Origin of the sequence: Paracidovorax wautersii, from assembly GCF_031453675.1 — a bacterium.
Lineage (GTDB): Bacteria > Pseudomonadota > Gammaproteobacteria > Burkholderiales > Burkholderiaceae_C > Paracidovorax.
Genome location: NZ_JAVIZX010000001.1, coordinates 2649885 through 2675026 on the forward strand (window position 1 = coordinate 2649885; position 25142 = coordinate 2675026).

The 25142-nt window shown below is 67.0% G+C and carries 23 protein-coding genes; 9 read left to right on the forward strand and 14 right to left on the reverse strand.

Annotated features, from left to right (window positions below):
- Positions 1 to 58: 58 nt before the first annotated feature.
- The 10 genes from QE399_RS11960 to grpE all read right to left on the reverse strand — a co-directional run bounded on the left by QE399_RS11960 (position 59) and on the right by grpE (position 13182).
- Positions 59 to 2776, reverse strand: a complete 2718-nt coding sequence (locus QE399_RS11960) for a motility hub landmark protein FimV (protein WP_309829023.1) — start codon at positions 2774 to 2776, stop codon at positions 59 to 61.
- Positions 2777 to 3067: 291 nt separating this feature from the next.
- Positions 3068 to 4198 (reverse strand): aspartate-semialdehyde dehydrogenase, encoded by a 1131-nt coding sequence (asd, locus tag QE399_RS11965; RefSeq protein ID WP_309829024.1) that lies wholly within the window; start codon positions 4196 to 4198, stop codon positions 3068 to 3070.
- 343 nt (positions 4199 to 4541) lie between these two features.
- Positions 4542 to 5612, reverse strand: coding sequence for a 3-isopropylmalate dehydrogenase (gene leuB / locus QE399_RS11970; RefSeq protein ID WP_309829025.1), 1071 nt, complete (start codon positions 5610 to 5612; stop codon positions 4542 to 4544).
- Positions 5613 to 5701: 89 nt separating this feature from the next.
- Positions 5702 to 6355 carry a 3-isopropylmalate dehydratase small subunit gene (gene leuD, locus QE399_RS11975; RefSeq protein WP_309829026.1) on the reverse strand — a complete coding sequence of 218 codons (654 nt, stop codon included), beginning with the start codon at positions 6353 to 6355 and terminating at the stop codon, positions 5702 to 5704.
- A gap of 17 nt (positions 6356 to 6372) precedes the next feature.
- Entirely contained in the window at positions 6373 to 6498 is a 126-nt protein-coding gene (locus tag QE399_RS11980) for an entericidin A/B family lipoprotein (RefSeq protein WP_309829027.1), read from the reverse strand.
- 27 nt (positions 6499 to 6525) lie between these two features.
- Positions 6526 to 7947 carry a 3-isopropylmalate dehydratase large subunit gene (gene leuC, locus QE399_RS11985; RefSeq protein ID WP_309829028.1) on the reverse strand — a complete coding sequence of 474 codons (1422 nt, stop codon included), beginning with the start codon at positions 7945 to 7947 and terminating at the stop codon, positions 6526 to 6528.
- A 22-nt stretch (positions 7948 to 7969) separates the two neighbouring features.
- Positions 7970 to 8989: a LysR family transcriptional regulator gene (locus QE399_RS11990; protein ID WP_309829029.1), complete on the reverse strand. Its 1020-nt coding sequence runs from the start codon at positions 8987 to 8989 to the stop codon at positions 7970 to 7972.
- A 334-nt stretch (positions 8990 to 9323) separates the two neighbouring features.
- Positions 9324 to 10469, reverse strand: a complete 1146-nt coding sequence (dnaJ, locus tag QE399_RS11995; protein WP_309829030.1) for a molecular chaperone DnaJ — start codon at positions 10467 to 10469, stop codon at positions 9324 to 9326.
- 97 nt (positions 10470 to 10566) lie between these two features.
- A complete protein-coding gene (dnaK, locus tag QE399_RS12000) occupies positions 10567 to 12522 on the reverse strand; it encodes a molecular chaperone DnaK (RefSeq protein ID WP_309829031.1) in 1956 nt (651 codons plus the stop codon).
- Positions 12523 to 12630: 108 nt separating this feature from the next.
- Positions 12631 to 13182, reverse strand: coding sequence for a nucleotide exchange factor GrpE (gene grpE, locus QE399_RS12005; protein WP_309829032.1), 552 nt, complete (start codon positions 13180 to 13182; stop codon positions 12631 to 12633).
- Positions 13183 to 13427: 245 nt separating this feature from the next.
- Between grpE and rpsF the strand changes: the two genes are divergently transcribed.
- From rpsF to dnaB, 5 genes are all read left to right on the forward strand, one after another.
- Positions 13428 to 13811 (forward strand): 30S ribosomal protein S6, encoded by a 384-nt coding sequence (gene rpsF / locus QE399_RS12010; protein ID WP_309829033.1) that lies wholly within the window; start codon positions 13428 to 13430, stop codon positions 13809 to 13811.
- 25 nt (positions 13812 to 13836) lie between these two features.
- A complete protein-coding gene (gene priB / locus QE399_RS12015; protein WP_309829034.1) occupies positions 13837 to 14142 on the forward strand; it encodes a primosomal replication protein N in 306 nt (101 codons plus the stop codon).
- Positions 14143 to 14144: 2 nt separating this feature from the next.
- The gene (rpsR, locus tag QE399_RS12020) at positions 14145 to 14426 is read left to right on the forward strand and encodes a 30S ribosomal protein S18 (RefSeq protein ID WP_011794373.1); all 282 of its coding nucleotides are present in this window, start codon (positions 14145 to 14147) and stop codon (positions 14424 to 14426) included.
- 11 nt (positions 14427 to 14437) lie between these two features.
- Positions 14438 to 14890, forward strand: a complete 453-nt coding sequence (gene rplI / locus QE399_RS12025; protein WP_309829035.1) for a 50S ribosomal protein L9 — start codon at positions 14438 to 14440, stop codon at positions 14888 to 14890.
- A 163-nt stretch (positions 14891 to 15053) separates the two neighbouring features.
- Positions 15054 to 16490, forward strand: coding sequence for a replicative DNA helicase (dnaB, locus tag QE399_RS12030; RefSeq protein WP_309829036.1), 1437 nt, complete (start codon positions 15054 to 15056; stop codon positions 16488 to 16490).
- A gap of 203 nt (positions 16491 to 16693) precedes the next feature.
- On the opposite strand, the gene QE399_RS12035 is transcribed toward dnaB, so the two are convergent.
- From QE399_RS12035 to QE399_RS12050, 4 genes are all read right to left on the reverse strand, one after another.
- Positions 16694 to 17062, reverse strand: a complete 369-nt coding sequence (locus QE399_RS12035) for a hypothetical protein (RefSeq protein ID WP_309829037.1) — start codon at positions 17060 to 17062, stop codon at positions 16694 to 16696.
- Between the two features lie 2 nt (positions 17063 to 17064).
- Positions 17065 to 18900: a PhoH family protein gene (locus tag QE399_RS12040; RefSeq protein WP_309829038.1), complete on the reverse strand. Its 1836-nt coding sequence runs from the start codon at positions 18898 to 18900 to the stop codon at positions 17065 to 17067.
- Between the two features lie 155 nt (positions 18901 to 19055).
- Entirely contained in the window at positions 19056 to 19541 is a 486-nt protein-coding gene (locus QE399_RS12045) for a peroxiredoxin (RefSeq protein ID WP_309829039.1), read from the reverse strand.
- A 146-nt stretch (positions 19542 to 19687) separates the two neighbouring features.
- A complete protein-coding gene (locus QE399_RS12050) occupies positions 19688 to 20065 on the reverse strand; it encodes an Mth938-like domain-containing protein (protein ID WP_309829040.1) in 378 nt (125 codons plus the stop codon).
- A 162-nt stretch (positions 20066 to 20227) separates the two neighbouring features.
- On the opposite strand from QE399_RS12050, the gene QE399_RS12055 reads away from it, so the two are divergent.
- From QE399_RS12055 to mobB, 4 genes are all read left to right on the forward strand, one after another.
- Positions 20228 to 21457, forward strand: coding sequence for a pyridoxal phosphate-dependent aminotransferase (locus QE399_RS12055; RefSeq protein ID WP_309829041.1), 1230 nt, complete (start codon positions 20228 to 20230; stop codon positions 21455 to 21457).
- 76 nt (positions 21458 to 21533) lie between these two features.
- Positions 21534 to 22880, forward strand: coding sequence for a homoserine dehydrogenase (locus tag QE399_RS12060; protein ID WP_309829042.1), 1347 nt, complete (start codon positions 21534 to 21536; stop codon positions 22878 to 22880).
- Positions 22880 to 24310, forward strand: a complete 1431-nt coding sequence (gene thrC, locus QE399_RS12065) for a threonine synthase (protein ID WP_309829043.1) — start codon at positions 22880 to 22882, stop codon at positions 24308 to 24310. The genes QE399_RS12060 and thrC overlap by 1 nt, the downstream gene beginning before the upstream one ends.
- 154 nt (positions 24311 to 24464) lie before the next feature.
- A complete protein-coding gene (gene mobB / locus QE399_RS12070) occupies positions 24465 to 25025 on the forward strand; it encodes a molybdopterin-guanine dinucleotide biosynthesis protein B (protein ID WP_309829044.1) in 561 nt (186 codons plus the stop codon).
- Positions 25026 to 25142 lie beyond the last annotated feature (117 nt).

Consider the following 25142-nt stretch of genomic DNA (forward strand, 5'->3'; position numbering starts at 1 on the left):
CCCCATGGCCGGGACACCCGGCACGCCGTGGTGCGCCGGGTCGTCCTGCGCCTGTGCATCAGCCGAGCTCGGAGAGCAGGCGCTGCGCGCGGGCCTTCAGCGGACCCGAGGCTTCGGCAATCACTTCCTCGATCAGCGTGCGTGCGCCTTCGCTGTCGCCGATGGCGTTGAACTCCTCCGCCAGCGCGAGCTTGGTGGCCAGGGGATCGTCCGGCAGTGCGGCGTCGGCGGGGCCAGCCGCGGGCGCATCGCTGGCAGGCGGCTGGGTGCCGGTGCCGCTCTGGGCCGGCGTGTCCAGGTCCAGCGACAGGTCGCCCAGATCGAATTCCAGCGGTGCAGGCGCGCTGTCGGCTTTGCCGTCGAGCGGGGCCTGGGCGGAGTCGAGCAAGGACAGATCGCTCGCATCGAAGTCGGCTCCGTCGGCCTTGCCGGCGCCGAGGCGGCCGGGTTGGGTGTCCGCCGGAGCGTCCCAGGCGCCGTCCGGCAGATCAAGGTCGAAGTCGGGAGCGCTCGGCTGGGACGGGTCATTGACGGGTGCCGGAGCCGGGGCCGTGGGAGCGGCCGGCGCGGCAGGGGAGGCGGCCAGGCCTGCAGCGGTGCCGGCTGCCGCGGCCGCGGCGGCTGCGGCAAATGCGCCGGGCGGGGCGGCGGGCGCGTCCGGGGCAGGCGGTGCCTCGGTCAACGCATCGCCAGGCAGGTCGAGGTCAAGATCCAGGTCGAGATCGGGCGGGAGTGCCGACGGGAAGGCATTGGCGGTCTCGGGCATGGTGCTGGCGAAACCGCCGGCGGGCAGGGCCGCAGCAGCGCCCGCCTGCGCACCGAGCAGGCCCGGGTGGCCGCCCGGCCGGTACAGCGGGTTCTCGGCGTCGAGCTCGCGGCCCAGGTCGGCGATGCGCGCCCAGTCCGGGCCTTGCCCGTCGGTCAGGCGGAAAACGTCGCGGGCCACGTTTTCGAACGCCTTGCGGTCCTGGCGCTTGGCATAGATCTCGCCCAGCTTGACGTGCACGGAGGTGCGGTCGGGGTTGTGGCGGATCGCTTCCTTCAGGATTTCTTCGGCCTGGAGGTCGCGGCCATAGGCCAGGTAGACATCGGCCTCGGCCACCGGATCCACGTCGCCCCCGGCGTCGAGCTGGCTCGGCGAGTAGGCCATGGACGAACCGGTCGTCAGTTCGCTGCTGGAGGTGTCCACGCGCTGGCCGCCGCTGTTGCCAAAGAAGGAGTCCGGCGCGAGCCGGCTTTCCATGAAGGAGCTGTCGACGCCCTGCTGGGCGCGGCGGCGCTGCGCCATCCGGTAGCCGCCATAGCCCAGCAGAAGCAGCACGATCGCCAGGGCGCCGCTGGCAAACAGCGGGTCGTCGAACAGCGCGTCGAAGAAGCTGGGCTCTTCCACGGGCGTGGGTGCGGGCAGGGCGGCGCCTGCAGCCGCTGCTGCGGAGGCTGCCACCGCGGCCGGTGCTGCCGCGACAGACGCCGCTGGTGCCGGTGCCGACGCTGCGCTGTCAGCTGCCGAAGCCACGGCAGCGGGCTCGCTGGCAGGGGCCGCCGGTGCAGGCGCGGCCACAGCAGGAAGGCCCGCCAGCGCTGCGGCACTGGCCGCGGCGGCCGGGCTGCTGGCGCCTGCTGCAGGCGTGCCTGCGGGGGCGCTGGAGGCCGCGCTGAGCCGGTCCAGCTCGGCGATGTTCTTGTTCAGCTCGGCCATGCGTGCGGATGCGTCGTTGGCCTGCTTTTCCTTGGCGAGCTGCTCTTCGGCTTTCTGGGCCTGCACGCCGCCCTTGGACAGGGTCAGCTTGTCAGGGGCCGCTGTGGCGGGCTTCCTGTCTTCCACCTGGGTCTGGACCGAGCCGCTGGCGGAGCGCTCTGCGGCGGCCACGCCGGCAGCGGGGGCTGCTGCAGCCAGGCGGCGGCGGAATTCGTTGAAGTCCCGGCTCTGGGCCGCCATGATCTGGCGCGCCTCGCCTTGCGGCACGGCCTGGGCCTGCGCGGCATCGGGGATCTGCAGCACGGCGCCCGAGCGCAGGCGGTTGACGTTGCCGCGGACGAATGCATCCGGGTTGGCACGCATCATCGCGACGAGCATCTGATCGAGCGAGACGCCGTCCTGGCGGTAGGCGTTGGCCAGGCGGCCGGCAGTGTCGCCCTGGCGGACGGTCACCTCGGTGGAGGACTGCGCTGCTGCTGCGGCGGCGGGCGCGGTAGCGCGCGGGCGCTCTGCGGCGCGGCTGGCGGGCGTGGGTGTGCCAGCCACTGCTGGCGCAGCCGGCGGCGGGGATGCGGGTGCAACGGCCTGGGCGGGCGCGCGCGCCACGGAGGGCGATGGCAACGGGGGCGTGACCTGGGGCGCGGCCGTGATGGGGGCCGGCGCACGGCCCGCAGCCGGCGGGTCGAACAGCATCGTGTAGCTGCGCACGACCTGGCCGGCATTCCAGGATGCGTCGATCACCAGGTCGACGAACGGGTCGTTGATGGGGCGGCTGCTGGACAGGCGCAGGAACATGGAGCCGTCCGGGCGGCGCTGCAACTGCACCTGCAGGGCGCTGACGGTGGGCGAGTATTCGAGGCCTTGCGCACGGAAGACCGCGGGCGAGGCCGTGGTTGCACGCAGGGACTCCGCTTCCGAGGCGGTGATCTGGGGCAGATCGATCTCGGCCCGCAAGGGCTCGCCCAGTGCGGACTGCACCGTGACCCGGCCCAGGGCGAGTGCAGACGCATCGTTGGCGTACAGGCCAGCCGACAGGACGGCCGCGGCGGCCAGGGCAGAGAACTTCCAACGATGCATGTGTGACATCAGATGTGTAGGTGAAGCGGTCCGGGCGAGCGGCGTTGTTCTTGTCATGGGAATGGGCCGGCCCGGTTCGTGAAATTATGTAAAAAGCACCATAGCATCAATGGTTTGCACTGACAAGCCAAGCTCTGGGGCCCGTTGCGGGGCCTGCATTTTGAGGGCGGGCAGAGGGGTGGGGCTGTTGGTTACCGACAACGAGGGGTAACCACCTGTTTCAGAATGTGCAAACCTATGCGTCCGGTGGCGCGCCGAAAAAAAGGGGCCTGGGGCCCCTTTTTTGCTGTCTTACGCGTCGAGCAGGATGCGCAGCATGCGCCGCAGCGGCTCGGCCGCGCCCCACAGCAGCTGGTCGCCGATGGTGAACGCGCCGATGTACTCGGGACCCATCGCCAGTTCGCGGATCCGGCCGACGGGAATCGTCATGGTGCCCGTCACGGCCACGGGTGTCAGGTCCTTGAGCGTGGCCTCGCGCGTGTTGGGAACGACCTTCACCCACTCGTTGTCGGCGGCGATCATGGCTTCGATGTCGGCCACGGGCACGGCCTTCTTCAGCTTGAAGGTCAGGGCCTGGCTGTGGCAGCGCATGGCGCCCACGCGCACGCAGAAGCCGTCCACCGGCACGGCCGGCGTGCCGAAGCCTTCGCCCTGGCCCATGATCTTGTTGGTCTCGGCCATGCCCTTCCACTCTTCCTTGGACATGCCGTTGCCCAGGTCCTTGTCGATCCAGGGGATCAGGCTGCCGCCCAGGGGAACGCCGAAATTGGCGGTCTCAGCCTCCGACAGGCTGCGCTGCTTGGCGATGACCTTGCGGTCGATTTCCAGGATGGCGCTCTTGGGGTCGTCGAGCAGGGCGCGCACCTCGGCGTTCAGGGTGCCGTACTGCGTGAGCAGCTCGCGCATGTGCTGCGCGCCGCCGCCGCTGGCCGCCTGGTAGGTCTGGGTGCTCATCCACTCGACGAGGCCTGCCTTGTACAGAGCGCCCACGCCCATCAGCATGCAGCTCACGGTGCAGTTGCCGCCCACCCAGTTCTTGCCGCCCTTGGACAGGGCGTCCTTGATGACGGGCATGTTGACCGGGTCCAGCACGATGACCGCGTCGTCCTTCATGCGCAGGGTGGAGGCGGCATCGATCCAGTGGCCGTTCCAGCCGGCGGCGCGCAGCTTGGGGAAGACTTCGGTGGTGTAGTCGCCGCCCTGGGCAGTGATGATGATCTCGCAGCGCTTGAGCTGGTCGATGTCGAAGGCGTCCTGCAGCGTGGTTTCGTTCTTGGCCTGCGCTGGGGCCTTGCCGCCCGCGTTGGAGGTGGAGAAGAACAGCGGCTCGATGAGACCGAAGTCGCCCTCGGCCTGCATGCGATCCATCAACACGGAGCCGACCATGCCGCGCCAGCCGACCAAACCTACCAACTTGCTCATTTCAACGCCCCTTCAGTTTAAGTAACAGTGCCCGACCGGGACTGACTTCTGCCCCGGCTCGTCTGGGCCAGGGAGGGCGCACGACGATACCGGAGCTGGGTCAGCCCTTAATGGTCGTGGTTTTGGTGGTGATTGCGCGCGTGGCCACGCCTGCCAGGGCGGCAGAGGCGGTGTTCAAGGCGAACGGGCGAGCGGCAAACATGGAGAGCGATTGTAGTCCAAGCGGCTCGTATGCGTGTTGTGCATCGGCCCATGCCTGTTGCGGAACCGCCGCATCGGGCCGCCGCAAAAAAAAACGGCCCGAAGGCCGCTTTCACGCGAGGACGCTAGCTTTGACTGCCGGTCAGCGCAGCGCCTGCACGACGGCATCGCCCATCTGCGCGGTGCCGACCTTGGTCGTGCCGTCGCTCCAGATGTCGGGCGTGCGCAGACCTTGGGCGAGCACCTTCTGCACGGCGGCCTCGATGCGCTGGGCGGCTTCTTCCTGGTTCAGGCTGAAGCGCAGCATCATGGCGGCGGACAGGATGGTGGCCAGCGGGTTGGCCACGCCCTTGCCGGCGATGTCGGGCGCGCTGCCGTGGCTGGGCTCGTACAGGCCCTGGTTCCGGCTGTTCAGGCTGGCGGACGGCAGCATGCCGATGGAGCCGGTGAGCATGGAGGCTTCGTCCGACAGGATGTCGCCGAACATGTTGCCGGTCACCACCACGTCGAAGGCCTTGGGCGCCTTCACCAACTGCATGGCAGCGTTGTCCACGTACATGTGCTGCAGCTCCACGTCGGGGTACTGCTGGCCCACTTCGGTGACCACGTCCTTCCAGAACTGGAAGGTTTCCAGTACGTTGGCCTTGTCCACGCTGGTGACCTTCTTGCTGCGCTTGCGCGCGGCCTGGAAGGCGACGTGGGCGATGCGCTCGATCTCGGGGCGCGAATAGCGCATCGTGTCGAAGGCTTCCTCGGCGCCGGGGAAGTGGCCGTCGGTGGCCACGCGGCGGCCGCGCGGCTGGCCGAAGTAGATGTCGCCCGTCAGCTCGCGGATGATGAGGATGTCCAGGCCGGCAATCAGCTCGGGCTTGAGGCTGGAGGCGCCCACCAGCTGCTCGTAGCAGATGGCGGGGCGGAAGTTGGCGAACAGGCCCAGGTTCTTGCGTAGGCCCAGGATGGCCTGCTCGGGGCGCAGCGGGCGGTCGAGCTTGTCGTACTTCCAGTCGCCCACGGCGCCGAACAGGATGGCATCGGCCTCCTTGGCCAGCTTCAGCGTGGCGTCGGGCAGGGGGTGGCCGTGGGCCTCGTAGGCGGCGCCGCCCACCAGGGCCGATTCCATCTCGAAGGGCAGGTCGAGGACTTCGAGCACTTTGACGGCCTCGGCGACGATTTCGGTGCCGATGCCGTCACCCGGGAGAACTGCGATTTTCATGTCTTTGCTTCTCTTTCTATAGCTGGTTGCGCTTGTTGCATAAGCGCTAGAGGCCGATTTCCATCAGAGGCCGGGCGTGGCGCCGGCGGTCAGGACGCCATCGTGTGTGCGAGCCACGGCTTGGTGGCCAGGCGCTCGGCTTCGAACGCCTTGATCTTGTCGGACTGGCGCAGGGTCAGGCCGATGTCGTCGAAGCCGTTGAGCAGGCAGTACTTGCGGAAGGCGATCACGTCGAACGGGATCTCTTCGCCCTGGGGCTTGACGATCACCTGGCGCTCCAGGTCCACGGTCAGTTCGTAGCCCGGGAAGGCGTACACCTCGTCGAACAGCTGGGCGATCGTGGCCTCGGGCAGCACGATCGGCAGCAGGCCGTTCTTGAAGCTGTTGTTGAAGAAGATGTCGGCAAAGCTGGGCGCCAGGATGGCGCGGAAGCCGTACTGGTCCAGCGCCCAGGGGGCGTGCTCGCGGCTGGAGCCGCAGCCGAAATTCTTGCGCGTGATCAGGATGCTGGCGCCCGCGTAGCGCGGCTGGTTGAGCACGAAGTCGGGATTGGGCTTGCGGTCGGATTCGGGCACGCCGGGCTGGCCCGGCTGGTCCAGGTAGCGCCACTCATCGAACAGGTTGGGGCCGAAGCCCGTCTTCTTGATCGACTTGAGGAACTGCTTCGGGATGATGGCGTCGGTGTCGACGTTCTCGCGGTCCATGGGGGCCACGAGGCCCTTGTGAATGGTGAATTTCTGCATGGTGCTAATCCGTTGGCTTACTTGGCGGCGCGCTCGATGGCACTGCCGGCGCGCTGCACGTCCTGGCCCATGCCCTTGACGGTGTTGCAGCCGGCCAGCGCAAAGGCGGCGGCCAGGGCGAGGAGGAGGGCGGTCTTTTTCATGGGAGTTCCTGGAAAAAGGAAGAGCGATCAGGCGAACTGGCGCACATCCACGAAGTGGCCGTGCACCGCCGCGGCGGCGGCCATGGCGGGCGACACCAAGTGCGTACGTCCGCCCGCCCCCTGGCGGCCTTCGAAGTTGCGGTTGCTGGTGGAGGCGCAGCGCTCGCCGGGCTCCAGGCGGTCGGCATTCATGGCCAGGCACATGGAGCAGCCGGGTTCACGCCACTCGAAGCCGGCGGCCTTGAAGACCTTGTCCAGGCCTTCGCGCTCCGCCTGTTCCTTCACCAGGCCGGAGCCGGGCACCACCATGGCGACCTTGATGTTCTTGGCCACCTTCTGGCCCAGCTTCTTCACCACGGCGGCCGCCTCGCGCATGTCCTCGATGCGGCTGTTGGTGCAAGAGCCGATGAAGACCTTGTCCACGAAGATGTCGGCCAGCGGCTTGCCGGGCTCCAGGGCCATGTAGGTCAGCGCGCGCTCGATGGCACCGCGCTTGTTGGCGTCCTTTTCCTTGTCGGGGTCGGGCACGCGGGCGTCCACGCCCAGCACCATCTCGGGCGAGGTGCCCCACGTCACCTGCGGCAAGATGTCGGCCGCATTCAGGGTGACGACGGTGTCGAACTTGGCGTCCGCATCGGAGTGCAGCGTCTTCCAGTACGCCACGGCCTGGTCCCATTCCACGCCCGTGGGCGACAGGGGGCGGCCCTTCACGTACTCGATGGTCTTGTCGTCCACGGCCACCAGGCCGGCGCGGGCGCCGCCTTCGATGGCCATGTTGCAGACCGTCATGCGGCCTTCCATGCTGAGCGCGCGGATGGCGCTGCCGGCGAATTCAATCGTGTAGCCCGTGCCGCCGGCGGTGCCGATCTTGCCGATGATGGCCAGCACGATGTCCTTGGCCGTCACGCCCAGGCCAACCTTGCCATCCACCTGCACCAGCATGTTCTTGGCCTTCTTGGCCAGCAGGGTCTGCGTGGCCATCACGTGTTCGACCTCGCTGGTGCCGATGCCGTGGGCCAGCGCGCCGAACGCGCCGTGCGTGCTGGTGTGGCTGTCGCCGCACACCACGGTCATGCCGGGCAGGGTGGCGCCGTTCTCGGGGCCGATCACGTGCACGATGCCCTGGCGTTTGTGCATGAACGGGAAGAACGCCGCCGGCGAGATGGTCGCCATGTTGTCGTTCAGCGTGGTGATCTGTTCCTTGCTGATCGGGTCGGTGATGCCGTCGTAGCCGGCCTCCCAGCCCGTGGTGGGCGTGTTGTGGTCGGCCGTGCCCACGATGGAGCTCATGCGCCAGACCTTGCGGCCGGCCTCGCGCAGGCCCTCGAACGCCTGCGGGCTGGTCACCTCGTGCACCAGATGGCGGTCGATGTAGAGGATGGAGGTGCCGTCCTCTTCGGTGTGGACGACGTGTTCGTCCCAGATCTTGTCGTACAGGGTGCGTCCCATGGCAGTCTCTTTTCGTGGGGGATCAAAGGGGTGGAGAGGATTCTAGGAGTGCCGCTGGCGGGGCAGCGGCCGGCATGGTTGCATCGCGTAACGGCGCTGCCGCCGCGTCGCTGCGGGCCACGTCCGGGGCCGGCGCCAGGTGCTCGACCAGCAGCCGTGCGGTGACGGGCAGGGTGTCGAAGTCGCGCGCCACCAGGCGCAGTTCGCGCTCGGCCCAGGGCTCGTTCAGGGCGATGGCGTGCAGCCGGCCCACGCCCTGCATCAGGGCGAAGGCCCGGTCGGGCAGCAGGCCCACGCCCAGGCCGTTGTCGATCATGCGGCACATGGCGTCCAGGCCGGTGACCTGGATGCGCTGGCGCAGCGGCCGCGCCGCCTGGGCCGCCGCCTGGCGCATGGCCAGGCTGATGCTGCTGTTGGCCTGCAGGCCGACGATGTCCCACTGCAGCACCTCGTCGAAGCCCACGCGGCCCTGGCGGGCCAGCGGGTGGCCCTGCGGCACGACGACGACCAGGCGGTCGCGGCGGTAGGGGCGGCTGTCGAGCCCCTCCGCCACGCCGGCCGCGCTGGCATGGCACAGGCCCAGGTCCGCCGCGCCTTCGCGCACGGCGTTCAGCACATCGGGGCTCAGGTGCTCCTGCAGATCGATCTTGACCTGCGGGTGCTGGGCAGAGAAGGCGCCCAGGTCCTCGGGCAGGAACTGCACGATGGCCGAGATGTTGGCGTGCATGCGCACATGGCCGCGCACGCCGTCGGCGTATTCGCTCAGCTCGCCCTGCATGCGTTCCAGGCCGAAGAGCACCGTGCGGGCGTGGTGCAGCAGGCTTTCGCCCGCAGGCGTGAGGGTGACGCCGCGGCTGTGCCGGTACAGCAGGGCGGTGTCCACGGCGGCTTCCAGGTCCGACAGGCGCTTGCTCACGGCCGAGGCCGCGATGAACTCGCGCTCGGCCGCGCGGCCGATGCTGCCCAGTTCGCACACGGCGACGAACAGTTGCAGCGAGGTCAGGTCGATGCGGCGCGCAAAACTGCGCTCGGAGCTTTTCATGGGGCGGAGCGAATTCTTTTGTTCTCGTTTGACGAGGTGATTGGTATTTTCCTACACGAAAAAACTATCAGCCATCGCAGACCGCGATGTCGTCCATCGCGGGGAGGGCATCTTGGCTCGCGTGCTATTAAGAATGGAGCGTGCAGCGCTTGCTTCGCGCCGACCTTGATGGTTTATGACCTTGAATCCTCCCAGGCATAAGCGCAAGCAGCTATCCCATTGATAGCAACACCGTCGTGCGCGGAGGGGCCCCAAACAAAACCGCCCCGCGGCCATGCGGGCGCGGGGCGGTCTGCAAGGGGCTGCGCGGCCGGCAGGCCGGCCACGGGGCGCGTCAGGTGAACAGGTTCTTCAGCTTGTCGGTCCAGCTCTCGCCGCTGGGCGAGTGCTTGCCGCCGCCCTTCTTGAGCGACTCGTCCAGCTCCTTGAGCAGCTTGCGCTGGTGCTCGGTGAGCTTCACGGGCGTCTCCACCGCGATGTGGCAGTACAGATCGCCCGGGTAGCTGGAGCGCACGCCCTTGATGCCCTTGCCGCGCAGGCGGAACTGCTTGCCGGCCTGTGTGCCTTCGGGAATGTCGATGGCCGCCTTGCCCTGCAGGGTCGGCACCTCGATCTCGCCGCCCAGCGCCGCGGTGATAAAGCTCACGGGCACCTGGCAGTGCAGGTCGTCGCCGTCCCGCTCGAAGATGTCGTGCTTGCGGATGCGGATCTCGATGTACAGATCGCCCGGCGGCCCGCCGTTGGTGCCCGGCTCGCCATTGCCCGTGCTGCGGATGCGCATGCCGTCGTCGATACCGGCGGGGATCTTCACCTCCAGCGTCTTCTGCTTCTTGACCTTGCCCTGGCCGTGGCAGGTGCCGCACGGCTCGGGAATGATCTTGCCCGTGCCGCGGCAGTGCGGGCAGGTCTGCTGCACGCTGAAGAAGCCCTGGCGCATCTGCACCGTGCCGGAGCCCTGGCAGGTGCCGCAGGTCTTGGCGCTGGTGCCCGGCTTGGCGCCGCTGCCGTGGCAGGTCTCGCAGCTGTCCCAGTTGGGGATGCGGATCTGCGCGTCCTTGCCCTTGGCGGCCTCTTCCAGCGTGATGTCCATCGCATAGCTGAGGTCGTTGCCGCGGTAGACCTGGCGCCCGCCCGCGCCCCGCGCGCCGCCGCGCTGCTGGCCGAACATGTCGCCGAAGATGTCGCCGAACGCCTCGGCAAAGCCGCCGAAGCCTTCCGCGCCCGGCCCGCCGGGGCCGCGCATGTTCGGGTCCACGCCAGCGTGGCCGTACTGGTCGTAGGCCGCGCGCTTCTGCGGATCGGAGAGCATCTCGTAGGCCTCCTTGGCCTCCTTGAACTTCTCTTCCGCCGGCTTGGCCGCATCACCCTGGTTGCGGTCCGGGTGGTGCTTCATCGCCAGCTTGCGATACGCCTTCTTGATCTCTTCGTCCGAGGCGTTCTTGGGAACGCCCAGAACCTCGTAAAAGTCTCTCTTGGACATGGTATTTCCGGTGCCGGTGGGAACAGGAACGCCGCGCTGGCCCCTGGGGAGGGGCCGGGCGCGGCGGCTAGGGTGCTCGTGCCCGCTCGCGCGGTGATCAGCCCTTCTTCACTTCCTTGACTTCAGCGTCCACCACGTTGTCGTCCTGCGGTGCGGCGCCAGCGTTTGATGCGCCACCCGCTGCGGGGCCCGCGCCCTCGGCAGCGCCGCCCGCAGCGGCTTGCGCCGCCTGGGCATCGGCGTACATCTTCTCGCCCAGCTTCTGGCTGGCGGCCATCAGCGCGGTGGTCTTCTCGTCGATGGCGGCTTTGTCCTCGCCCTTGAGCGCGGCTTCCAGGTCCTTCACGGCGGTCTCGATGGCTTCCTTCTCGCCGGCGTCCAGCTTGTCGCCGTGCTCGGACAGGCTCTTGGTCACGCTGTGCACGGCGGCTTCGCCCTGGTTGCGCGCCTGGACCAGCTCCAGCTTCTTCTTGTCGTCGGCGGCGTTCAGTTCCGCGTCCTTCACCATCTTCTGGATCTCGTCCTCGGACAGGCCGGAGTTCGCCTTGATGGTGATCTTGTTTTCCTTGCCCGTGCCCTTGTCCTTGGCGCCCACGTGCAGGATGCCGTTGGCGTCGATGTCGAAGCTCACCTCGATCTGCGGCACGCCGCGGCCGGCCGGCGGAATGCCTTCCAGGTTGAACTCGCCCAGCAGCTTGTTGGCGCTGGCGATCTCGCGCTCGCCCTGGAACACCTTGATCGTCACGGCCGGCTGGTTGTCGTCGGCGGTCGAGAAGGTCTGCGCGAACTTCGTCGGGATCGTGGTGTTCTTGGTGATCATCTTGGTCATCACGCCGCCCAGCGTCTCGATGCCCAGCGACAGCGGCGTCACGTCCAGCAGTAGCACGTCCTTGCGGTCGCCCGACAGCACCTGGCCCTGGATGGCAGCGCCCACGGCCACGGCTTCATCGGGGTTCACGTCCTTGCGGGGTTCCTTGCCGAAGAATTCCTTGACCTTCTCCTGCACCTTGGGCATGCGGGACATGCCGCCGACCAGGATCACGTCATGGATGTCGGACACGCTGATGCCGGCGTCCTTGATGGCCGTGCGGCAGGGAGCGATGGTGCGCTCGATCAGCTCGTCCACCAGGCTTTCCAGCTTGGCGCGGGTGAGCTTGATGTTCAGGTGCTTTGGACCCGAGGCGTCGGCCGTGATGTAGGGCAGGTTGATGTCGGTCTGCGAGGAGTTCGACAGCTCGATCTTGGCCTTCTCGGCGGCTTCCTTCAGGCGCTGCAGGGCCAGCACGTCCTTGGACAGGTCCACGCCTTGCTCTTTCTTGAACTCGGCAATGATGTAGTCGATGATGCGTTGGTCGAAATCTTCGCCGCCCAGGAAGGTGTCGCCGTTGGTGGACAGCACTTCGAACTGCTTCTCGCCGTCGACGTCGGCGATCTCGATGATGGACACGTCGAACGTGCCGCCGCCCAGGTCATACACGGCGATCTTGCGGTCGCCCTTTTCCTGCTTGTCCAGGCCGAAGGCCAGTGCGGCTGCGGTGGGCTCGTTGATGATGCGCTTCACATCCAGCCCGGCGATGCGGCCGGCGTCCTTGGTGGCCTGGCGCTGCGCGTCGTTGAAGTACGCGGGCACGGTGATCACGGCCTCGGTGACGGCCTCGCCCAGGTAGTCCTCGGCGGTTTTCTTCATCTTGCGCAGCACTTCGGCGCTGATCTGCGGAGGCGCCAGCTTCTGGCCGCGCACTTCCACCCAGGCGTCGCCGTTGTCCGCCTTGGCGATGGCGTAGGGCATCAGATCGATGTCCTTCTGAACTTCCTTTTCCTCGAACTTGCGGCCGATCAGGCGCTTGGCGGCGTAGATCGTGTTGCGCGGGTTGGTGACGGCCTGGCGCTTGGCCGAGGCGCCGACGAGGATCTCGCCGTCTTCCTGGTAGGCAATGATGGACGGGGTGGTGCGGGCGCCTTCGCTGTTCTCGATCACGCGGGTCGTGTTGCCCTCCATGATGGCAACGCAGCTATTCGTGGTGCCCAGGTCGATACCGATGATTTTTCCCATGTTGTTCTCCGATGTCTGAAAAAAGAGTGGATAGCCGTAACTTGTGGATAACTTGCGCGGCTTCAAGCCGCCCGGTCCGGAAATTTGCGCGGCGGCCGTAAGGGGGGCTTACTTGGGTGCGGCCACGGTCACCAGGGCCGGGCGCAGCACGCGGTCGGCGATGACGTAGCCCTTTTGCAGCACGGACACGACGGTGTTGGCCTCCTGGTCGGCCGGCACGACGCTGATGGCCTGGTGGCGGTGCGGGTCGAACTTTTCGCCGGCGGCCGGCTGGATGGCCAGCACCTTGTTGCGCTCCAGCGCTGCGGTGAGCTGGCGCAGCGTGGCGTCGGAGCCCTCGCGCAGCTGCTCGATGGTGGCGTCCTTGATCGCCAGGGCGGCGGTCAGGCTGTCGGCGACGGGCAGCAGGCTTTCGGCAAAGCTCTCGATGCCGAACTTGCGGGCCTTGGAGACCTCCTCTTCGGCGCGGCGGCGGGCGTTTTCGGCCTCGGCCTTGGCGCGCAGGAACTGGTCGGCCAGGTCGGCGCTCTTGGCCTTCAGCTCGGCCAGCTCGTTTTGCAAGCGGCTGAGTTCATCCGAGGCATGCGCGGCCATGGCGGCTTCGACTTCTTCGGGCGCTGCGGAGGTCTCGGGGGCGTTGGCGGATGGTTGGTCGGACATAGGGTTTCTTCTGAAATAGTGGAACACGATACGCGCGGCACTTGGGTGCAGCGGCCCGTATTTCAAGCGCTGTAGGCGCGCGGCAGCTGCACGGAGGCATGGCCGCAGGCGGCGGGAGCCCCGGCCCGGGGCGCGGGAGGAAAGGGCAGAGTGTACAAGCCCCGGATGCAGGGCTATAATCGGCGGCTTTGCCTTGCCACACTGCTTCTGGACGCAGCAGGTGGTGTCATCCAAAAGGAGTCTGCATGCGTCATTACGAAATCATTTTGTTGATCCACCCGGATCAGAGCGAACAAGTTCCAGCCATGCTGGAGCGCTACAAGGGCATGATCACCGCCGGCGGTGGCAAGGTGCACCGCGTGGAAGACTGGGGCCGCCGTCAACTGGCGTACCTGATCAACAAGCTGGCCAAGGCCCACTACCTGTGCGTGAACATCGAAGCCGACCAGGCCGTGATGGCTGAACTGGAGCACGCCTTCAAGTTCAACGACGCCGTGCTGCGCCACCTGACGGTTCAGAAGAAGAAGGCCGACACGGGCCCGTCTTCGATGATGAAGACCGTCGAGCGCGAAGAAGCCCGCAAGGCCAGCCAAGCCGAGTTCGCCGCTGGCGAGCGCGAGCAGCGCTGATCGGTCGCTTCCTTCCCCCGGAGGAGTGGAAAACCACGTTGCCCTGACTGCCTGTATCGCCGAGGCCCAGCCTTTGCGCTACACGCCCGCCGGATTGCCAGCCCTGGATCTGAAGCTCGAACATGGTTCGCGCCAGCAGGAAGCGGGCACCGAGCGAGAGGTCAAGGTGGTCGTGAAAGCGGTGGCGTTCGGCGCGCTCGCAGAGCGGCTGTCCCGCCAGGCCATCGGTAGTCTCTGGACTTTCCAGGGCTTTCTGGCCACACCGCGACACGGCAAGGGCTTGGTGTTCCACATCCAGGACATTCAACAAAATTCATTTTCAAGAGGCTAACAATGGCCACGTTCAAGAAGTTCAACAAAGACAAGCGCCCGAAGCGCAACACCCAGTCGCTGCTGTTCAAGCGCAAGCGTTTCTGCCGTTTCACGGTCGCTGGCGTGGAAGAGATCGACTACAAGGATGTCGACACGCTGCGTGACTTCATCGCTGAAAACGGCAAGATCATCCCCGCACGCCTGACCGGCACGCGCGCCATCTACCAGCGTCAGCTGAACACCGCCATCAAGCGCGCCCGCTTCCTGGCTCTGGTGCCCTACAGCGACCAGCACAAGATCTAAGGAGTACGACCATGCAAATCATCCTGCTCGACAAGGTCGTCAACCTCGGTAACCTGGGCGAGATCGTCAAGGTCAAGGACGGCTACGCACGCAACTTCCTGATCCCGTCGGGCCGCGCCCGCCGCGCCACGGAAGCCAACAAGGCCGAGTTCGAAGCCAAGCGCGCCGAACTCGAAAAGGCGGCTGCCGCCAAGCTGGCAGAAGCCCAGGCCCAAGGCGAAAAGCTCGGCGGCACGACCGTCAAGCTGACGCAGAAGGCCGGCGTGGACGGCCGCCTGTTCGGCTCCGTCACCAACCACGACATCGCCGAAGAGCTGAACAAGCAAGGCTACAAGGTCGTGAAGGCCCAGGTCCGCCTGCCCAATGGTCCGATCAAGACCGTTGGCGACAGCACGATCAGCGTGGCTCTGCACACCGATGTGGTGGTGGAAGTCACCGTGTCGGTGTACGGCGAAACGGCTTAATCGCCCAACGCCCGGAGCACCGACTTCGACACAGAGGCCGCCTTCGGGCGGCTTTTGTGTTTTTGGGACGATAAGTTGTCCACCGCCATGCACCGGGTGTCAACGGGTTGTCCACAGGTTTGTCCCCGCCGCAAGCTGCGGCCCGTCCTCAAGGAACTCGTCCATGTCTGCCGTGATGCCTCCGCTCGAAGACGATTTCTCTCCCGCGGCGCCCGCCGCTGCCTCTGCGCTCGATCCGCAGGTCGCGCAGTTGCGCGTCCCTCCGCACTCGATCGAGGCGGAGTCGAGCGTGCTGGGTGGCCTGCTGCTGGACAACAACGCCTGGGACCGCGTGGGCGACCTGCTGGTCGATGGCGACTTCTACCGGCATGAGCACCAGCAGATCTACGCGGCCATCGGCAAACTGGTCAATGCCAGCAAGCCGGCCGACGTGATCACGGTGTTCGAGGAACTGCAAAGCCTGGGCCAGGCGGCGGAGGTGGGCGGGCTGGCCTACCTCAACAGCCTGGCGCAGTACGTGCCCAGCGCCAGCAACATCCGCCGCTACGCCGAGATCGTGCGGGAGCGTTCGGTGCTGCGCAAGCTGGTCACGGCCAGCGACGAGATCTCCACCAACGCCTTCAACCCCAAGGGCAAGACGGTGGAAAAGATCCTGGACGAGGCGGAGTCCAAGATCTTCGCGATCGGCGAAGAAGGCTCTCGCATGAAGCAGGGCTTCCAGTCGCTGGACAACCTGGTCATCGACCTGCTCGATCAGGTGCAGGAGATGGCGGACAACCCCATGGACGTGACCGGCGTGCCGACCGGCTTCGCCGACCTGGACCGGATGACGTCCGGCCTGCAGGCGGGCGACATGATCGTGCTGGCCGCGCGCCCCTCCATGGGCAAGACCTCGTTCGCGGTGAACATTGCCGAGCATGTGGCGCTCAACGAGGGCCTGCCGGTCGCCATCTTCTCCATGGAAATGGGCGCCGCCCAGCTGGCGGTGCGTATCGTGGGCTCCATCGGCCGCGTGAACCAGGGCAACCTGCGGACCGGCAAGCTGACGGACGAGGAATGGCCGCGCCTGACCGAGGCCATCGAGCGCCTGCGCACCGTGTCGCTGCACATCGACGAGACGCCGGGCCTGACTCCGGGCGAGCTGCGCGCCAACGCCCGGCGCCTGGCGCGCCAGTGCGGCAAGCTCGGCCTTATCGTGGTCGATTACCTGCAGCTGATGAGTGGCTCGGGCGCCGGTAGCGCGGACAACCGCGCCACCGAACTGGGCGAAATCTCCCGGGGCCTGAAGATGCTGGCCAAGGAACTGCAGTGCCCGGTGATCGCGCTGTCGCAGCTCAACCGCTCGGTGGAGCAGCGCACCGACAAGCGGCCCATGATGTCCGACCTGCGCGAATCGGGCGCCATCGAGCAGGATGCGGACATCATCATGTTCATCTACCGCGACGACTACTACAACAAGGACTCCAAGGAGCCCAACGTGGCCGAGGTCATCATCGGCAAGCAGCGGAACGGCCCTACGGGCACGGTGAAGCTGTTCTTCCAGAAGAACCAGACGCGTTTCGAGAACCTGGCCCAGGGCTACGGCGGCGACGATTACTGACGGCGGGCGGGGCGCTCTGGCGGGCCTGCAGGGGTGCCCGCCGTGCGCCTGCGTTGCCTTCGCCGTCCGCGGGGCCGCCTGCCGTCGGCGGGCACGGGTCGGGCAACAACAACGGGTGGCGACGGATTTCCAATGAAAAATAGCTGCTGGCGCTTGTGTATCAAGCGCCAGCAGCTATTGTTTTGATAGTGCGGTGGGTCAGCTCAGCGGGTGAGGGCCCAGGCCAGCAGGCCGATCGTCACCACGCCTGTGGCGACGCTCCCCCACAGCAGCCGCTGGCTGCGTACGCGCAACGCATCGATGGCGCGCACCAGCTGCGCGTTCTGCTCCGCCAGCGACTGGATCAGCACCGCCGAGGCGCGCTGCTCTTCCTCGAGCTGCGTGATGCGCGCCTGCATCGCCTGCAGCGGATCCACGGGCGCACCGGTGGCCGCTATCGGCGCAGCCGCCCCGGGCGGCGTCTTCTGCGTGGAGCCCAGCAGCTTGCGCGCGGCCTGCATGATCTGCGGCGTGGCCTCGATCACGTCGCCCCACGGGACCAGCTTCAGGGCGGTCATCCATCCCACGGCCATGGTCAGAGCACCTCGCTGGCGAAGTCGGCCAGGCGCGAGCGCTCGCCGCGTGCCAGGGTGATGTGGCCGCTGTGCGGCCAACCCTTGAAGCGGTCCACCGCGTAGGTCAGGCCGGAGGAGCCTTCCGTGAGGTAGGGCGTGTCGATCTGCGCCAGGTTGCCCATGCAGATGATCTTCGTGCCGGGACCCGCGCGGGTGATCAGCGTCTTCATCTGCTTGGGCGTCAGGTTCTGCGCCTCGTCGATGATCACGTACTTGTTCAGGAAGGTGCGGCCGCGCATGAAGTTCATGCTCTTGATCTTGATGCGGCTGCGGATCAGCTCGTTGGTGGCCGCGCGGCCCCATTCGCCGGCGTTGCCGCCGTCGCCCTTGGCCAGGAATTCGAGGTTGTCGTCCAGCGCGCCCATCCACGGGCCCATCTTTTCCTCTTCGGTGCCGGGCAGGAAGCCGATGTCCTCGCCCACGCTGACGGTGGCGCGGGTCATGATGATCTCGGTGTAGCGGCGGTCGTCCAGCACCTGCGTGAGGCCCGCGGCCAGCGCCATCAGCGTCTTGCCGGTGCCGGCCGTGCCGGTGAGGGTGACGAAGTCCACATCCGGGTCCATAAGCAGGTTCATGGCGAAGTTCTGCTCGCGGTTGCGGGTGTTCACGCCCCAGACGGTGTTCTTGGACGAGCCGTAGTCCTTGAGCGTCTGCAGCACGGCCGTCTTGTCGCGGATCTCGCTGACCCGGGCGAACAGGCTGGGCTCGCCGGGCGCCTCGAAGTACACGAACTGGTTGATCATCAGTTGCGGCACGATCGGCCCGCCGATGCGATAGTACGTGTGCGCGCCGCTCTGCCAGCTCTCGACGTTCTTGCCGCTCTTGACCCAGAAGTCGGGTGGCAGGGCCAGCAGGCCGGAGTAGAGCAGGTCGCCGTCCTCCAGCGTCTTGTCGTTCTGGTAGTCCTCGGCGTGCAGGCCCAGGGCGCGCGCCTTCACGCGCATGTTGATGTCCTTGGACACCAGCACCACCTCGCGCGGGGCGTGCAGCTTGCGCAGGGCTTCCACCACGCCCAGGATCTGGTTGTCGGCCTTGCCCTGGGGCAGGCTGGTGGGCAGGCTGTAGTCGAGCGGCGCGGTCTGGAAGTACAGGCAGCCGCCGGCCGCCTTCTGGCCGGTGGAGTCCAGCTTCAGGCCGAGGGCGATGTCCGCGCCCTGGGCGGCGGCCAGCGCGTCCAGCGTGCGGCTGGCCTGGCGGCCGTTGCGGGCCACTTCGGTCATGCCCTTCTTGTGGCCGTCGAGTTCCTCCAGCACGATCATCGGCAGGAAGATGTCGTGTTCCTCGAAGCGGAACAGGCTGGTCGGATCGTGCAGCAGCACGTTGGTGTCCAGCACGAACATCTTCTTGGGACCCGTGCCGCGCTGCTTGCGCGTGCGGCCGGCCGGCGCCGTGGTCATGGGCTCGTGGGCCGCACGCACGGGCGCGGAACTGGGCGCGCTGGCCGCTGGCGAGGTGGCAGGAACCGGGGCGGGCGTGGCCCGGCTGGCAGGCGCCGGTGCGGTGGCGGGGGATTTGCGGCCGCGGGCCGGGGTGGGTGCAGGCGTAGCCGTCGTCGTGGCCGCTGCGGTCGGCGCCGGCGCGGCGGTGCTGGCACGTGCGGCAGGAGCGTCCTGCCGGCGTTCTGCGGCGCGCGTGGAGGTGCTCGCGCTCTTCCTGCGGGTGCCGCGTGCGGCGGGCGCATCGGCGGCGGAGATATCTTCTAGAACAGGGGTCTGTGGTTCCAGGGCCGCCGGGTTGTTATAGGCATCCGGGGAGAGCAGTGCGGCGCGCTTCGTGGGGGCGGGGGGCAGGGGCATGGTGCAAGGGCCTCGCGAAAGGAAGGGTCAGAAAGCAAAAAGCCGCCTGGAGGCCAAGGCGGCTTTCGGGTCGGGGGAGGACGTTGCGTTTCTCAGCGGCATTGACCCATTATGCATGCTCCCCGTGACGCACCGCGGCGATACGCCGCAGCGCCTCAGGCGGCTTTTTTCAGCGCCTTGATGGACTTCACGGCCTTGAGGACTTCGTCCACGTGGCCGGGCACCTTCAGGCCGCGCCATTCCTGGACCAGCAGGCCGTCGGGGCCCACCAGGAAGGTGCTGCGCTCGATGCCCTTGACCTTCTTGCCGTACATGATCTTGTTCTTGACCACGCCGAACATGTGGCACATCTTCTCTTCGGTGTCGGCGATCAGTTCGAAGGGCAGCTCGAGCTTTTCCTTGAAGTCGTCGTGCGACTTCATGTTGTCGCGCGACACGCCGAACACCGCAGCGCCGGCCTTCACGAAGTCCTTGTACTTGTCGCGGAACTGCATGGCCTCGGTGGTGCAGCCGGGGGTGTTGTCCTTGGGATAGAAGTACAGGATCAGAATCTGGCCGAGGTGCGAGGTGTTGGATACCTTGACTCCGCCGGTCGCGTTGGCTTCAAATTCTGGGAGGGGTTTGTTGACAACGATCGCCATGGCACTTCAATCTCTCTGGATGTAGTCGTTGATAAGTCGGGGGAGCGGGTGTGTTATTGCTCTTGTAGGGCCCCCGACCGCAACCCGAGATTTTACCCCGAAACGACCTCTGACGCGACTCGCAGTCTGTAACCAAAGAACACAAATCAGGGGGTGGTTTCCAGCAGCAGCGCCGCGACCACGTTGCGGCCTTCGCCCGCCAGGATGTTGTAAGTGCGGCAGGCGGCCTGGGTGTCCATGGTCTCCAGGCCGATGCGGCGGGCCATCAGCGGCTGCAGCCAGGCCGGCGGCGGAAACCGGTTGCGCGCGCCGCTGCCGAACACGATCAGCTCCGTATCCAGCTCGGCCAACTGGGCGAAGTGCTCCGGCGTGAGGTCCTCGAAGCGGGTGCAGTTCCACGGCTGGCGCTGGCCGCGGGAGCCCACCACCACGCTGGCGGTGAGGCGTTCGCCATCGATGCCGATCCAGCCCGGGCCATAGCCGCTGATGGTCTGGGCGTCGGAGCGGTCGGGCTGGAATTTCATGGGGTGTCCGGTGGGCAGACGGCCCGTGGCGGGCCGCCGGGGGCAGGGGCGCGAAGGCCCGGGCTGGCGGTGGGAACTGTGGTCAAATTATAGGTTTCGCCAGGTGCGCGCGCCTGGTGCGGCATCCATCTCCCTTTCCGGCCCATTGTTGCCCCGCAGAGCATGAAGACCGTCCACAAATCCGCCAAGCTCAGTAACGTTCTCTACGATGTGCGGGGCCCTATCGTGGATGCGGCCAAGCAGATGGAGGACGAGGGCCAGAAGATCATCAAGCTGAACATCGGCAACCTCGCGCCGTTCGGCTTCGATGCGCCGGAAGAGATCCAGCAGGACATGATCCGCAACCTGCCCAACTCGGCGGGCTATTCGGACAGCAAGGGCATCTTCGCCGCGCGCAAGGCGGTGATGCACTACACCCAGCAACAAGGCGTATCGGGCGTGACGCTCGACGACATCTACCTGGGCAACGGCGCCAGCGACCTGATCGTGATGGCCACCACCGCGCTGCTCGACGACGGCGACGAGCTGCTGGTGCCCGCCCCCGACTACCCGCTGTGGACGGCGTCCGCCAGCCTGGCCGGCGGCAAGCCCGTGCACTACCTGTGCGACGAGGCCAACGGCTGGATGCCTAACCTGGACGACATCCGCAGCAAGATCACCCCGCGCACCCGCGGCCTGGTGGTCATCAACCCCAACAACCCGACCGGGGCGCTGTACTCCGACGAGTTGCTCAAGGGCTTGGTGGAGATCGCGCGCGAGCACGGGCTGGTGCTCATGGCCGACGAGGTCTACGACAAGGTGCTGTACGACGGCGTGGAGCACACGGCCATCGCCAGCCTGTCGACCGATGTGCTGACGCTGACCTTCAACTCGCTTTCCAAGGCCTACCGTTCGTGCGGCTACCGCGCGGGCTGGATGGTGGTGTCCGGCAACAAGGCCGTGGCCCGCGACTACATCGAAGGCCTGAACATGCTGGCCAACATCAAGCTGGGCTCGAACGTGCCCGGCCAGTGGGCCATCCAGACCGCGCTGGGCGGCTACCAGAGCATCAACGACCTGGTCCGCGAGGGCGGGCGCCTGCGGCGCCAGCGCGACCTGGCTTACGAACTCATCTCGGCGATCCCGGGCGTGAGCTGCGTGAAACCCAAGGCGGCGCTCTACATGTTCCCCCGCCTCGACCCGGCGATGTACCCCATCGCCGACGACCGCCAGTTCTTCATGGAAGTGCTGCGCGCGACCCGCGTCATGCTGGTCCAGGGTTCGGGCTTCAACTACCCGGACAACCAGCACTTCCGCATCGTCTTCCTGCCGCACGAGGACGACCTGCGCGTGGCGATCGGCCGTCTCGCAGACTTCCTCGCGCAATACCGCCAACGCCACGGTACGGCCTGAAACTCCTTTTTTTTTTTGATAGCTGCATGCGCAATCAGAACAAGCGCTGCAGCGTGATTTGACTGATATCTCGACCATGAAACCGATTCAAGTAGGCCTCCTGGGCATTGGCACCGTGGGCAGCGGCGTCTTCAACGTGCTGCAGCGCAACCAGGAAGAGATCCGCCGCCGCGCGGGCCGCGGCATCGAGGTGACCATGGTGGCCGACCTGGATGTGGAGCGCGCCCGTGCCGTGGCCGGCGCGAACGTGCAGGTGGTGAACGACGCCCGCGCCGTGATCGCCAATCCCGACATCGACATCGTGGTCGAGCTGATCGGCGGCTACGGCATCGCCAAGGCGCTGGTGCTCGAAGCCATCGCCGCCGGCAAGCACGTGGTGACGGCCAACAAGGCCCTGCTGGCCGTGCACGGCACCGAGATCTTCGCGGCCGCATCGGCCAAGGGCGTGATGGTGGCCTTCGAGGCGGCCGTGGCCGGCGGCATCCCCATCATCAAGGCGCTGCGCGAAGGCCTCACGGCCAACCGCATCCAGTGGATCGCCGGCATCATCAACGGCACGACGAACTTCATCCTGTCCGAAATGCGCGACAAGGGCCTGGACTTCGACGTGGTGCTGAAGGAAGCGCAGCGCCTGGGCTACGCCGAGGCCGACCCGACCTTCGACATCGAAGGCGTGGACGCCGCGCACAAGGCCACCATCATGTCGGCCATCGCGTTCGGCATTCCGGTGCAGTTCGACAAGGCCTATGTGGAAGGCATCACGCAGCTGGCCGGCGCGGACATCAAGTACGCCGAGCAGCTGGGCTACCGCATCAAGCTGCTGGGCATCGCCAAGCGCCGCTCGGGTGCAGACGCCGACGGCGTGGAGCTGCGCGTGCACCCCACGCTGATCCCGGCCAAGCGCCTGATCGCCAACGTGGAAGGCGCCATGAACGCCGTGGTGGTGCAGGCCGATGCCGTGGGCACCACGCTGTACTACGGCAAGGGCGCGGGCAGCGAGCCCACGGCCAGCGCCGTGATCGCCGACCTGGTGGACATCACCCGCCTGGCTTCGGCTGACCCCGAGCACCGCGTGCCCTACCTGGCCTTCCAGCCGCACACCCTGGACAAGGCGCAGGCCCAGCTGCCGGTGCTGCCGGCCAGCGAATTCGCCACCAGCTACTACCTGCGCCTGCGGGTGGCCGACCAGGCCGGCGTGCTGGCCAAGGTGACCGGCTTGCTGGCCGGTGCCGGCATCAGCATCGACGCCGTGCTGCAGCGCGAAGCCGATGAGGTGGGCGGCGAAGGCTCCACGCAGACCGACCTCATCATCCTGACGCACGAAACCCGCGAAGGCACGATGAACGACGCCATCGCGCAGATGCAGGCGCTGCCCACGGTGCTGGCGCCCATCACGCGCATCCGCAAGGAGGAGCTGAACTGATGCTGTACCTCTCCACGCGCGGCCACCCGGACCGCAAGCGCTTCTGCGACATCCTGCTCGAAGGCCTGGCGCCCGATGGCGGGCTGTACCTGCCCGAGCGCTATCCGCAGATCGATGACGCGGCCCTCACGCGCCTGCGCAAGGCCTACCACGAGCAGGGCTACGCCGAGCTGGCGTTCCAGATCCTGTCGCTGTACATCGACGACATTCCGGCGGCTGACCTCAAGCGCCTGTGCGAGAAGACGTACACGGCCGAAGTCTTTGGCACCGGCGAGATCGTGCCGCTGCGCCACCTCGAAGACGGCCTCTGGCTCGAAGCCCTGTCCAACGGCCCCACGCTGGCCTTCAAGGACATGGCCATGCAGCTGCTGGGCAACCTGTTCGAGTACGAACTGGGCCGCCGCGGCGAAGAGCTGAACATCCTCGGCGCGACCAGTGGCGACACCGGCAGCGCGGCCGAGTACGCCATGCGCGGCAAGCAGGGCGTGCGCGTCTTCATGACCAGCCCGCACGGCCGCATGAGTGCCTTCCAGCAGGCGCAGATGTTCAGCCTGCAGGACGAGAACATCCACAACATCGCCATCGAAGGCGTGTTCGACGACTGCCAGGACATCGTCAAGGCCGTGAGCAACGACCTGGCGTTCAAGCGCCAGTACAAGATCGGCACCGTCAACTCGATCAACTGGGCGCGCCTGCTGGCGCAGGTCGTGTACTACTTCGCCGGCTACGTGCAGGCGACGGAGCGCAACGACCAGAAGGTGAGCTTCACCGTGCCGTCGGGCAACTTCGGCAACGTCTGCGCCGGCCATGTGGCGCGCATGATGGGCCTGCCCATCGACAAGCTGGTGGTCGCCACCAACGAGAACGACGTGCTGGACGAGTTCTTCCGCACCGGCGTGTACCGTGTGCGCGGCAGCGCCGACACGCACGAGACGTCGAGCCCGTCGATGGACATCAGCAAGGCCAGCAACTTCGAGCGCTTCGTGTTCGACCTGCTGGGCCGCGATGCCGCGCAGACCCAGGCACTGTTCGGCGAAGCCCTGACCCAGGACGGCCGTTTCGACCTGAGCCAGGATGCGCGCTTTGCCGACGCGGCCGCGAAGTACGGCTTCCTGAGCGGCAAGAGCACGCACGCCGACCGCCTTGCGACCATCAAGGACAACTACCAGCGCCACGGCGTGACCATCGACACCCACACCGCCGACGGCGTGAAGGTGGCGCTGCAGCACCGGGGCGACCCGGCGGTGCCGATGATCGTGCTGGAGACGGCCCTGCCCATCAAGTTCGCCGAGACCATCTTCGAAGCCCTGGGCCATGCGCCCGAGCGGCCGCCGAAGTTCGACGGCATCGAGGCCCTGCCCAAGCGCGTGCACGTCATGCCGGCCGATGTGGCCCTGGTGAAGGCCTACATCGCACGGCATTGCGATTGATGCCGTCCACCGCCCTGCGGCCCTGCGCGCCGGGGCTGCGGCGGTGCAGGGTGGCGGAACGCTGAATCCTGGGTTCGATGCCAAATCGGGCTGCAGCGCTTGTCCATCAAGCGCTGACAGCTATTAAATGAAGAGTGACGGCAGGAGTGGCAGCATGAAGGTGGTCGGCTTTGCCGGGTTCTCGGGCAGCGGCAAGACCACGCTGATCGCCCAGCTCATCCCGCTGCTGCGCGTACGCGGCCAGCGCGTGTCGGTCGTCAAGCATGCGCACCACCGCTTCGACATCGACCACCCGGGCAAGGACAGCTGGCGCCACCGCGAGGCCGGTGCCTTCGAGGTGGTGATCGCGTCCGACCGGCGCCTGGCGCTGCTGCGCGAATTCGAGCAGCGGCAGGAGCCCTCGGTGCACGACCTGCTGGCCGAACTGGACCCGGCCGTGGACTGGGTGCTGGTGGAAGGCTTGAAGGAGGCCGATGTGCCCAAGGTCGAGGTCTGGCGCGCACCGTCCGCCGATTACGCGGCGCGCCCGGCGCGCTATCCTGAGGACGCCTGGGTGCAGGCCATCGCCACCGATCGTGCCGACCAACTGCCCCAGCCCACGGCGCTGCCCGTGTTCGACGTGCACGCCCCCACGCCGCTGGCCGACTGGCTGCTGGCCCATGGCCCCCGTTTTGACTATGCACCGCGCGGCGTGCCCGCAGCGCGTGTGCCGTAAGAACGTGTTTACGATCTTCCAGGGGCCGCGCAGTGGTGTTTGCGGGAGGGGATGCAAGGCGCGGTGCGCAGTGGATAGCTCGGCTATCCACAAGCGCCGCAACGCCGCAGACCGCCC